The organism is Sphingomonas ginsenosidimutans (assembly GCF_002374835.1).
Taxonomy (GTDB): Bacteria; Pseudomonadota; Alphaproteobacteria; order Sphingomonadales; family Sphingomonadaceae; genus Sphingomonas; species Sphingomonas ginsenosidimutans.
The window spans coordinates 33,259-44,811 of sequence record NZ_NWVD01000008.1; the positions used below are offsets into that span (position 1 = coordinate 33,259).

9 protein-coding genes are annotated in these 11,553 nt (G+C 69.1%); 4 read left to right on the forward strand and 5 right to left on the reverse strand.

Annotated features, from left to right (window positions below; all coding sequences use genetic code 11):
* The first annotated feature begins 40 nt into the window (after positions 1-40).
* Positions 41-3,538, forward strand: coding sequence for a DNA polymerase III subunit alpha (gene dnaE / locus COA17_RS14805; protein WP_066484923.1), 3,498 nt, complete (start codon positions 41-43; stop codon positions 3,536-3,538).
* Between the two features lie 214 nt (positions 3,539-3,752).
* On the opposite strand, the gene COA17_RS14810 is transcribed toward dnaE, so the two are convergent.
* Positions 3,753-4,832 carry a PA0069 family radical SAM protein gene (locus tag COA17_RS14810; RefSeq protein WP_096613500.1) on the reverse strand — a complete coding sequence of 360 codons (1,080 nt, stop codon included), beginning with the start codon at positions 4,830-4,832 and terminating at the stop codon, positions 3,753-3,755.
* A gap of 118 nt (positions 4,833-4,950) precedes the next feature.
* Here COA17_RS14810 and COA17_RS14815 point away from each other — a divergent pair, with 118 nt between their 5' ends.
* Positions 4,951-5,478, forward strand: a complete 528-nt coding sequence (locus COA17_RS14815) for a YbjN domain-containing protein (protein WP_176484931.1) — start codon at positions 4,951-4,953, stop codon at positions 5,476-5,478.
* A gap of 16 nt (positions 5,479-5,494) precedes the next feature.
* Here COA17_RS14815 and moaB read toward each other — a convergent pair whose 3' ends face one another.
* Positions 5,495-6,022, reverse strand: coding sequence for a molybdenum cofactor biosynthesis protein B (gene moaB / locus COA17_RS14820; RefSeq protein ID WP_096613504.1), 528 nt, complete (start codon positions 6,020-6,022; stop codon positions 5,495-5,497).
* Positions 6,023-6,069: 47 nt separating this feature from the next.
* Positions 6,070-6,648, reverse strand: a complete 579-nt coding sequence (locus COA17_RS14825; RefSeq protein ID WP_096613506.1) for a hypothetical protein — start codon at positions 6,646-6,648, stop codon at positions 6,070-6,072.
* 86 nt (positions 6,649-6,734) lie between these two features.
* Here COA17_RS14825 and COA17_RS14830 point away from each other — a divergent pair, with 86 nt between their 5' ends.
* A complete protein-coding gene (locus COA17_RS14830; protein WP_096613508.1) occupies positions 6,735-7,130 on the forward strand; it encodes a hypothetical protein in 396 nt (131 codons plus the stop codon).
* A 93-nt stretch (positions 7,131-7,223) separates the two neighbouring features.
* Here the strand turns inward: COA17_RS14830 and COA17_RS14835 are convergent, their stop codons facing one another.
* Together COA17_RS14835 and COA17_RS14840 are read right to left on the reverse strand one after the other, a co-directional pair.
* Positions 7,224-9,008 (reverse strand): lytic transglycosylase domain-containing protein, encoded by a 1,785-nt coding sequence (locus COA17_RS14835; protein ID WP_096613653.1) that lies wholly within the window; start codon positions 9,006-9,008, stop codon positions 7,224-7,226.
* 41 nt (positions 9,009-9,049) lie between these two features.
* The gene (locus COA17_RS14840) at positions 9,050-9,769 is read right to left on the reverse strand and encodes a uracil-DNA glycosylase family protein (RefSeq protein WP_096613510.1); all 720 of its coding nucleotides are present in this window, start codon (positions 9,767-9,769) and stop codon (positions 9,050-9,052) included.
* Between the two features lie 120 nt (positions 9,770-9,889).
* Here COA17_RS14840 and COA17_RS14845 point away from each other — a divergent pair, with 120 nt between their 5' ends.
* Positions 9,890-11,548, forward strand: coding sequence for an electron transfer flavoprotein-ubiquinone oxidoreductase (locus COA17_RS14845; RefSeq protein WP_176484932.1), 1,659 nt, complete (start codon positions 9,890-9,892; stop codon positions 11,546-11,548).
* Positions 11,549-11,553 lie beyond the last annotated feature (5 nt).

The window sequence follows — 11,553 nt, forward strand, 5'->3', positions numbered from 1 at the left end:
CGCACTGGTCGAATCAGGCGGTTCACATTAGGTAAGGCCGATGCCGCATTCCGGGTTCGTACCGCTCCGCATCTTCTCGTCCTACACGATGCTCGACGGCGCGATCGAGCCGAAGGCGATGGCCAAGCGCGCCGCAAAGCTGGGCTTTCCCGCCGCCGCGCTGACCGATCGCAACGGCCTTTATGCCGCGATGGCCTTTTCCGACGCGGCGGTGGGCGCGGGGGTGCAGCCGGTGATCGGTACGATGCTGGGCCTCGCGCGGCCCGACATGCCCGACGGTGCGCCGCCGGTGATCGACTGGATCGCGCTCTATGCGCAGGATAGCGCCGGCTACGACAATCTGTGCGCGCTGGTTAGCCACGCGCATCTCGACCGGCCGCTGGAACTGGCGCCGCACGTCGGCTTCGACCTGCTGGAACGTCATTGCGCGGGGCTGATCGCGCTGACCGCCGGCGGGGAGGGCGGGGTCGCGCGGCTGTTCGCGGAGGATCAGCCCGCGCGCGCCGCAGCCTATGCCGACCGGCTGGCGGCGATCTTCCCCGATCGCCTCTATATCGAGCTGTGCCGACGCGGCGACGCGACCGAGGAGAAGGCGGAGGAGCCGCTGCTCGACCTCGCCTACGATCGCAACTGGCCGATCGTCGCCACCAACCCCAGCTGTTTCGAGGAAGCGGCGTTCGGCGACGCGCATGACGCGATGCTGTGCATCGCGCATTCCACCTATGTGGAAAGCGAGGATCGCCCGCGTTCGTCGCCCGATGCGTGGATGAAGCCGGCCGAGGAGATGAAGGCGCTGTTCGCCGATCTGCCGGAGGCGATCGCCAATACGCTGGTCGTGGCGCAGCGGTGCGCGGTGGCGGCGCCGAAGCGCAAGCCGATCCTCCCCAGCCTCGCCGGCGACCGCGAGGGCGAGGCCGCGATGCTGCGCGACCGCGCGCGCGAGGGGCTGGCCGCACGGCTCCGGCGGATCGAGGAGCTTGGGCAGGCCGGGGGCGAGGGGTGGCAGGACGCCTATCGCGCGCGGCTGGAATTCGAGCTGGACGTCATCATCCAGATGGGATTCCCCGGCTATTTCCTGATCGTCGCGGATTTCATCCAATGGGCCAAATCGCACGACATTCCGGTCGGGCCGGGACGCGGATCGGGCGCCGGCTCGGCGGTCGCCTGGGCGCTGACGATCACCGATCTCGATCCGCTGCAACTGGGGCTGCTGTTCGAACGCTTCCTGAACCCGGAGCGCGTGTCGATGCCCGACTTCGACATCGACTTCTGCGAAACCCGGCGCGGCGAGGTGATCCGCTACGTGCAGGAGAAATACGGCCGCGACCAGGTGGCGCAGATCATCACCTTCGGTAAGCTGAAGGCGCGCGCGGTGCTGAAGGATACCGGCCGCGTGCTCCAGATGAGCTACGGGCAGGTCGACCGGCTGGCCAAGCTGGTGCCCAACCACCCCACCGACCCGTGGGACCTGAAGCGCGCGCTGAACGGCGTGCCGGAGCTGGCGAAGGAATATTCTAACGACAACCAGGTCCGCCACTTATGGGATCTGGCGACCAAGCTCGAAGGGTTGCCGCGCCACTCCTCCACCCATGCCGCGGGCGTGGTGATCGGCGACCGGCCGCTGGCGCAATTGGTGCCGCTCTACCGCGATCCGCGTTCCGACATGCCGGTGACGCAGTTCGACATGAAATATGTCGAGGGGGCGGGGCTGGTGAAGTTCGACTTCCTGGGCCTGAAAACGTTGTCGGTCCTCAAGAAGGCGGTGCAGCTGCTTGAAAAGCGTGGGATTTCGATTGACCTCGATGCGCTGTCTTGGGACGATGAGGGCGTCTACAAACTTCTCCAGCGCGGCGATACGGTCGGCGTGTTCCAGCTGGAATCGGAGGGGATGCGCCGCACGCTGTCGGCGGTGCGCCCGACCAATTTCGGCGATATCGTCGCGCTCGTCTCGCTCTACCGCCCCGGCCCGATGGATAACATCCCGTCGTTCGGCCGGCGCAAGCAGGGGACGGAGGAGATCACGTACCCGCACCCGCTGCTCGAACCGATCCTGTCCGAAACCTATGGCATCTTCGTCTATCAGGAACAGGTGATGCAGGCCGCACAGGTGCTGGCGGGCTATTCGCTCGGCGGCGCCGACCTGCTGCGCCGCGCGATGGGCAAGAAGATCAAGGCGGAGATGGACGCGCAGCGCGCCACCTTTGTCGCCGGCTGTGCCGAGCATAACGGGATCAAGGCGGATTACGCCAACCAGCTGTTCGACTTGATCGACAAGTTCGCGGGCTATGGCTTCAACAAGAGCCACGCCGCCGCCTACGCGCTGCTGGCGTACCAGACCGCGTGGCTGAAGGCGCATCACCCGGCGGAATTCTTCGCTGCGTCGATGTGTTACGACATCCATCTGACCGACAAGCTGGCGGTGTTCGTCGACGACATGCGCCGGCTGGGCATCGCGCTGCTGCCGCCGTGCATCAACGCCAGCCAGGCCGAGTTCGACGTGGAGGTGGATGGCGAGGGCGCGCCCGCGGTCCGCTACGCGCTCGCCGCGCTCAAGTCGGTGGGGGAAGGCGCGATGGAGCGGCTGGTCGAGGAGCGCACGAACGGCGGCGCGTTCCGCAGCCTCGACGATCTGGCCAACCGCGTCGACCCGCGGCTCATCAACAAGCGCCAGCTGGAGACGCTGGCGGCGGGCGGCGCGTTCGACGTGCTCGACGCCAACCGCGCCGGCGTCCACGCGGTCGCCGAAACGGTACTGGCGATCGCGGCCAGCACGCATCACGGCCGCACCAGCGGGCAGGGCGGGCTGTTCGGCGACGATGCCGGGACCGGCGACACGATCAAGCCGCCCGCCGACGTCCGCTGGACGCTCGCCGAACGGATGGAGCAGGAGAAGGAGGCGTTCGGCTTCTATTTCTCCGCGCATCCCGTCGACCGTTTCCGCCATCTGGCGAAGATGCACGGCGCGCGCAGCTATACGGCGCTGAACGACCTGCCGATCCCCGACGGAGCGCGGGTGATGGCGACGATGGCGGTGCTGGTCGAGGATGCGCGCTGGCGCACCTCGGCGCGCGGGCGGCGCTATCTGATGGCGACGCTGTCGGACGCCACCGGGCAGTTCATCGCGACCTGTTTCGAGGACGGCGCCTCGGCCGCGCTGGAGGAAGCCGCCAAGACCGGCGAATGCGGCCTCCTGACCGTCGAGCTGGACCGCCGCCCCGGCGAGGAAACCCCGCGCGTCTCGATCAAGGGGATCAAGCCGTTCGACGGGCTGGCCAACGTCACCCGTTTTGCGCTGGCGGTGACCGCCGACAGCCCTGCTGCCGTGGCTGGCCTCGCCGCGCTGATCGGCCCGCTGCGCGGCAGCGCGCGCGGAAAGGTGACGCTGAAGGTGCCGCTGGACGGCGATGCCGCCGCGGTGGTGATCCTGGGCCGCGACTTCGCGCTCGACGCCGAACTAGCCGAGCGGATCGAGCAGCTGCCCGGGGTGACGAAGGTGGAATTCGACGTCGAGGAGACGCGGCTGAAATCGGTGGGGTGATCCCGGCGCGGCGAACATCCCCCCGCCCGACCTGTCAGCCCACTCCAACCGTCACCCCAGCCCCGACCGTCACCCCAGCGAAAGCTGGGGTCTCCCGCCGCAGCCGTTTCTCCCTTCCCCGAAAGATCCCGGCCTTCGCCGGGATGACGAGTGGGCAGGGACGTCGGACGACCGCTGACAGCCGGAACACCTCTCCGCGTGCGGTCCCGCCCCCTCAGAACAATTCCCCCTGCGCCCCCGCCGGCGGGCGGAACAGATCGCAGCGCAGGTCCAGCTTGCGCCGCGCATCGTCGAACCCCGCCCTGGCACGCGCGATGCGAAAGCGTGTGCGCAGCAGGTCCGCCCACGGCCCCTGGCCCTTCATCCGCATGCCGAAGCGCGGATCGTTGTCCCGACCGCCGCGCAGCGACTGGATGATCGCCATCACCTTGCCCGCGCGGTCCGGGAAATGTTCGTCCAGCCACGCGCGGAACAGCGGCGCGACCTCCCACGGCAGCCGCACCGGGATGTAGGAGATGCCGCGCGCGCCCGCCGCCGCGGCACGCGCGACGATCGCCTCCACCTCGCCATCGGTGATCGCGGGGATCACCGGCGCCATGTTGACATAGGTGGGGACGCCCGCGTCGCTCAGCGCCCGCACCGCGCGCAGCCGCCGCTCGGGGGTGGGCGCACGCGGCTCGACGGTCATCGCGATCCGCGGGTCGAGTGACGTGACCGAGATCGCCACCGCCACCAGCCCGTCCGCCGCCATCGGCGCCAACAGGTCGATGTCGCGCACGACGCGGTCGGACTTGGTGGTGATGACCAGCGGGTGGCGGCATTGCGCCAGCACCTCGATCACCGCGCGCGTGATGCGCCATTCGCGCTCGATCGGCTGGTAGGGATCGGTATTGGTCCCCATTGCGATCGGCTGGCACAGATAGCCGGGCTTGCGCAGCTCCTCGCGCAACAACGCCGCCGCATCGGGCTTGGCGAACAGCCGCGTCTCGAAATCGAGTCCGGGGGACAGGTCGTGATAGGCATGGCTGGGCCGCGCGAAGCAATAGATGCAGCCGTGCTCGCAGCCGCGATAGGCGTTGATCGAGCGATCGAAGGGCACGTCGGGGGAGCGGTTGCGGGTGATGATCGTGCGCGCGTGTTCGACCGTCACGGTGGTGCGGGGTGGGGCGGAGGCGCCGTCGATGGTGTTTCGCGAATCGAGCCAGTCGCCGTCCGCGTCACGCTGCGGCAGGGCAAAGCGCGCGCTGGCGGCGTTCAGTGTCGCTCCTCGCGTCGCTCGACTCCTGGCAGCCATGCGCTGTCGTAGCGCACCGACCGGAACAAACAAAGAACAATCGCACCGTTGCACCCGTCGCCGCAGTTCGTTACGCACACGCCATTATCGGTTGTTCATTCGCGAAAAGGGGCGTGTGATGGTGCGTTTTCTGGCCGCCGCGGTGGCGGCGTTGTTGCTGTCGGCAAGCCCAGCGCTGGCGAAGGATGAGGCGCCGTGCGCTGCCGGAATGGTGTGCGCCAGCAACCCCGCCACCGTCGCCGCGGCGCTGGTCAAGCGTGGTTACCAGGGGCTGCCCGGCAAGGACCAGACCGGCGATCCGCAGGTGGAAAGCGCCACGGACGGCTATTCCTACATCGTGTTCTTCTATGGCTGCGAACAGGCGAAGCAGTGCGACTCGCTGCAATTCTACGCCTCGTTCAAGAACCCGGGCGGGATCGACGCGGCGGCGGTCAACGACTGGAATTCGCGCAAGCGCTTTTCCCAGATGGCGCTGGAGAAGAACGGCGCGGTCGTCCTGCGCTATGACGTGGCGACGATCGGCGGGCTGAACGCCACCAACTTCACCGACGTCATCGACTGGTGGACGACGATGGTCGGCTCGATCGACGATTTCTTCGACGAGCATAAGACCCCGGTGGCAGCGGCGAAGAAGCCCGCCGCCTGAGCGAGCGGGCGCCGCGTCAGCGCTCCAGCAGGCGCGGCATCAGCTCGACGAAGTTGCAGGGCCGGTGGCGGCTGTCGAGCTGGTCCTTCAGGATGCCGTCCCACGCATCCTTCACCGCGCCGGTCGATCCGGGCAGCGCGAAGACATAGGTGCCGCGCGCCACGCACGCGCAGGCGCGGCTCTGCACCGTCGACGTGCCGATCGTCTGGTAGCTGAGCCAGCGGAACAACTCGCCGAAACCGGGGATCATCTTGTCCGCGACGCGCTCCACCGCCTCGGGCGTCACGTCGCGCCCGGTCACGCCGGTGCCCCCGGTGGTGATGATGCAATCGACCTGCGGATCGTCGATCCAGCGGTGCAGCAGCGCGACGATCGCATCGGCATCGTCGCGCAGGATCGTACGCTCCGCCAGTACATGTCCCGCATCGCTCAGCCGCGCGACCAATGTGTCGCCCGACCGGTCCTCCGCCGGGCCGCGCGTGTCGGACACGGTCAGCACCGCGATGCGGACGGGAAGGAACGGGCGCGTGTCGTCGATCGGCATCGCGCGACGATAGGCGAGCGCAGCGCCCGGTGCCAGAGCGGCCGGCGTCAATCCTGCGTCGACGCCGACAGCAACCGGCGTAGCCCGGCGACATCGGCGACGCCGTCGACTTTGAAATAGGCGTTGACCCGGTCGCCGTCCGAATCGATCCGCCGGCCGGTCTGCACCGACAGGTCGCCCGATCCGTCGCGGCGCTCCCTGGTGGTGATCGCGCCCAGCCGGTCGAGCGAGATGGATTCCACCTCGGTGGTCCGCCCGTCGACGCGGCGGATCAGCCGCCGGTCGGTCAGCGCGTAGACGGTGCGGCCCGCGCGCCGCATCAGCGCGAACGGCCGCGCCAGAATCCACAGGCCGACCAGCACGAACGGCACCCCGAACAGCGGCATGACGATCCCGGCCAGCAGCGTGCCGGCGCTCGTCCCGCCGGCGCGCGCAGGGGCGATCCACGGCGAGAGCGCCAGCGTTTCCCAGAACAGTGCGAAGGCGGTCCAGGGGATCGCGAACAGCCAGATCGCAAAGCTGCTGCGCATCGCCTGCGCCCGGCCGCGGCCCTGCCAGCGGATGCGTTCGCCGGGTTCAAGATCGTCGATCGGCACGGCGGCCGGGACCGGAGGCGGAACGTCCATGGCCCGGCATGTTATTGCGATGACGTAAATATCCGGTTGCGCGCTGCCGTATTCCCGGTGATGCCGGCGCGGTGGAGGAGAGGATCATGTTCGAGGAGCCGGGTTTCACGTTCGGCTATGATGCGGACGGCGGCATCTTGACGATCACGCTGGTGGGCTTGTGGACGATGCAGACGGTGGCGGCATATGCGGCCGCGACCGAGGAGCTGCGCGGCACGGCGCCGCCGGGCGCCACGTCCGACCGCACGCTCGTCGATCTGCGCCGCGCCCATCTGCACGTGCGGGACGTCGCGGCGGCGCTGTCGACGTTCCACGAACGCCATGCCGCGCAAACGCGCCGCACGGCGGTGGTCGTCGGCTCGGCGCTCGGCGCGATCCAGGCGCGGCGGATCAGCCCCGCGCGCGAGACGCGATCGTTCGCCGATATCGCCGCGGCGCGCGCCTGGCTGATCGCGCCGGGCGGCGCGGACACGGATGGCTGACCGCGCGGCGGGGCGGGGCAGCGCTCCATCCGGATCGCGTCGTCATCGACGGGTCGGACGGCGGCGAACGCCATCGCGGCCAAGCGTCGCACCTTAGTTGGTGCGCGTCGTCCCGTCGGGCGCGACGGTCGCGTTCACCGCCAGCGCGGTGCCGATCGACGGCGCCTTGATCCGCACCGCGCTCGCGCCCGGCAGGCCGGGGAAGCGCGGCCACATGCCCTGCGCCAGCGCGGAGCGGCTGGGGCTTTGCGCCTTGCCGCCCTGCGCCTCGTACATCCAGTAATTGCGCAGCACCGTCACCACATAGCCGCGCGTCTCCCAATAGGGGATGCTTTCGATGTAGAGCAGCGGGTCGCCGTTGTCGCGGACCATCCCGTTCCACTCGCCGACCGGCTTGGGACCGGCGTTATAGGCGGCGATCACCTTGGGCAGCAGCCCGCCGGTCAGCCCCATGTCGCGCAATTTCTCGATATGGCGCTGGCCGATGTCGATGTTGGTCGACGGGCGGGTCAGCGCCGCCTGATCCACGGTCAGCCCGCGTTCGCGCATGTAATCGGTCGCGGCGGCGGGCATGATCTGCATCAGGCCGTAGGCGCCGGCGGGGCTGCGCACCTTGGTGCGGAAGCCCGATTCCTGCAGCGTGTGGGCGTAAACCAGCGCCTTGTCGATCCGCCAGCCGGTGTCGGGCGTCCAGCTCGGCATCGGATAGCGGGTGTCGGGGGTGGCGGCGACGCCGTTGGGCATGTTGTGCGCTAGCCACACGACCGTCGCGGGCAGGTCCAGCGTCTCCGTCAGGCGGATCAGGCTGCCGAAATCCGCCGGGTCGCCGATCCGCGCCTGATGGCGGATCACGGCGTCGGCGGCCTCGTTCTCGCCGATCTGCGACAGGGCGGCGGCGACGCGGACGTTGGGGCGGCGTTCCAGCCGCGCCCAATCGCTGGTCACGCGCTGCGGCCGGATCCGCTCGATCTCCAGCCCCAGCGCCTGCCGCGCGAGCAGGCCGTAGAAGGTTTCCTTGTACTGCGCGGCGGTCTTCAGCCGCGCCTCCACCCGGTCGGGCCGTCCGCAGCGCATGTCGGCGCGCGCGGTCCAGTACAGCGCGGTGGCGCGCAGGTCGACATCGGTGGCACGCGCGGCGACCGCCTCGAACCCCGGCTGGGTCGCGGCGCAATCGTCCTGCCGCCACGCCGCCAGCGCGCCGGTCCAGCGGCCGTTGAGCGCCCAGTCGCCGGTGCCGGCCGCGGCCTTGTCCGCCATCTGCCGCGCCTGCGTGTCGAGCCCCTGCAGGAAATAGATCCACGCGATCCGCGCCTGCCACTCGGTCTGCGCTTCCGGGGTCAGGCCGGGGGTCGCCTCCAGCAGCGCCTGCGCCTCGGCGCCCATGTCGCCCTTGATGAACGGCTGCATCTTCGTGGCGAGCTCGGCGGCGATCAGGTCGCTCTTCGTCGCCCTGGCGCGCGCGCGGACGGGAGCGCCGTCCTGCCAGATCAGCCGCTGCGCGACCGGCAGCACCGGCAGGCCGTCGACGATCCCGCGCGCTCGCGCGATGCGCAGCAATGCCTCGCCCTGCGGCAGTTCGGGCGCCTCGGCCAGCAGCTTGGCCGCCGCCTCGCCCGCCGTCTTGGGCGAACCCTTGGCGGTGTAGAGTTCCGCGCGGGCATAGGCGTGGAGCGGCCCGGGCGGCATCGCGTCCAGCGCGATCTGCGCATCGGACCAGCGCCCGTCGCGCAGCGCGGCGAAGACGGTGCGATAGCCGGCGGCCTGGTCGGCGGTCAGCTGGTCGGGGATGCCGGCACGCGCGGTCGCGGCGGCGGCGGTGCCGCGCGCGCTCGGTTCGGCGTTCGCCACGGCGGGGGCCAGCGTGGCGGCTGCCGCCATCAGCCATCCGCCGATCATCCGGCCGGCGATCATCCGGTTCTTCACGAATGCTGCTCCTTCATGAGCATCAGCAGGTCTCTCCACGCCTCGGTCTTCGCGGCGGGCCGATCCAGCAGGAAGCGCGGATGGTGGGTCGCCACGACCTCGATAATCGTGCCGTTTCTATGGTTAAGAGGGTGGTAACGTCCTCTGGCATCGGCGACGTTCATCGACAGGATCGCACGGCTCGCCGCATCGCCCATCGCCAGCAGCCGCTTCGGGGTGACCAGTTCGACGTGATGCCGTGCGATCGCGCCCAGCCGCGCCTCCACGTCGCGGGGCACGCGGCCGGTGGTCGGGCGACGCGCGCAGACCGCCGCCAGCGCCACCTGTGCGCGGTCCAGCCCGATCGCGGCGAGCATCCGGTCGAACAGGCGCCCGACCGGCCCCTCCATCAGGATATCGCGGTCGTCGCGCTCGGGGCAGTCGACCAGGATCATCACCGCCGCCCCCGCCGGACCGCTCGCGGCGATCGGCACGCCGCCCCAGCCGGCGTCGGGCGCGCCGTCGCCCAGCCGCCACGCCGCGAACGCCTCGAGCGTGTCGGGCAGCACATCGGGCGCGGGCGCGGAAGGCGTCGCCGCCGGCGCGGCGACCGGGGCGGGCACTTCCAGCCAGCGCAGCGGTTCGTCCGCGACCAGCACGTCGACGCCGGCATCGCGCCACCAGTCGAGCGCGCTCGCCGCCGCCGCGGCCCAATCGAGATTCTGGTCTGCCCCCATCGTCTCCCCTATAGGATGCGTGGTTGACGCGAGGGTCAACTTGCTGGCACCGCGACACGGACAGGACGTTCCCCCGGTGCGACCAGCGCCGCCGTAACGGGACCGAGAGGAGAAGAGCAAGTGAGCGATCGCGAATCCATGCCCTATGACGTGGTGATCGTCGGCGCCGGCCCGGCCGGCCTGTCGGCGGCGATCCGTCTCAAACAGGCCGCCGCCGCGCGTGAGACGGAGATCTCCGTTTGCGTGCTCGAAAAGGGGTCCGAGGTCGGCGCCCACATCCTGTCGGGCGCGACGATCGACCCGCAGGCGCTCGACGAGCTGCTGCCCGACTGGCGCGACGATGGCTGCCCGCTGGCGGAAGTGCCGGTCACGACCAACCTCCACTGGGTGCTGACGAAGACGGGCAAGGTCAACCTGCCGCACCTGTGGACCCCGCCGTTCCTGCACAACAAGGGGACATACACCGGCTCGCTGGGCAATCTGTGCCGCTGGCTGGCAGGCAAGGCCGAGGAACTGGGGGTGGAGATCTTCCCCGGCTTCGCCGCCGCCGAGGTGCTGTTCAACGAGGACGGCAGCGTGAAGGGCGTCGCGACCGGCGACATGGGCGTCGCACGCGACGGCACGCGCAAGCCCGATTACCAGCCCGGCCTCGAACTCCACGCGAAATACACTTTCTTTTCAGAAGGTTGTCGCGGACATCTGTCAAAGGAGATGATGCGCATCTTCGATCTGCGCGCCGATTGCGACCCGCAGGTCTATGGCCTGGGCGTCAAGGAATTGTGGGACATCGACCCCGAACTGCACCAGCCGGGCACCGTCATCCACACGCAGGGCTGGCCGCTCAGCGAACATGGCGCCAACGGCGGCGGCTGGATCTATCACCAGGCCAACGGGCAGGTGTCGATCGGCTTTGTGACGTGGCTCAACTACACCAACCCCTATGTCTCCCCGTTCCAGGAGATGCAGAAGTGGAAGACGCATCCGCAGGTCGCCGCGCTCCTGAAGGGCGGCAAGCGCGTCAGCTACGGCGCGCGCGCGATCAGCGACGGCGGCTACCAGTCGGTGCCCAAGCTGGTGTTCCCGGGCGGCGCGCTGATCGGCGACAGCGCCGGTTTCCTCAACGTGCCGCGGATCAAGGGCACGCATACCGCAATGAAGAGCGGCATGATGGCCGCCGAGGCCGCGGTCGAGGCGATCGTGTCGCAGCGCCAGCATGACGAACTGACCGGCTATACCGCCGCCTACGACCAGTCGTGGGTGAAGAAGGAACTGTCGATCGTCCGCAACGTCGTGCCCCTGGTGAAGAAATTCGGCGACTTCCTCGGCTCCGGGCTGGCCGGTATCACGATGTGGGCGGAATATCTGGGGCTGAAGATGCCGTTCACGCTGCATCACCACCCGGATCACGAAACGCTGTGGCGCAAGGATCTGGTCCAGAAGATCGACTATCCCAAGCCCGACGGCGTGCTGACCTTCGACCGCCTGTCGTCGGTGTTCCTGTCGAACACCAATCATGAGGAGGACCAGCCGGTCCACCTGAGGCTCAAGGATCCGTCGATCCCGGTCGAATACGATCTGCCGATGTACGACGAACCGGCGCAGCGTTACTGCCCGGCCGGCGTGTACGAGATCGTCGGCGAGGACACGGGCGATCCGAAGTTCGTCATCAACGCGCAGAATTGCGTCCACTGCAAGACCTGCGACATCAAGGACCCGACCCAGAACATCAACTGGGTCGTGCCCGAAGGCGGCGGGGGACCCAATTATCCCAATATGTAAGCGCC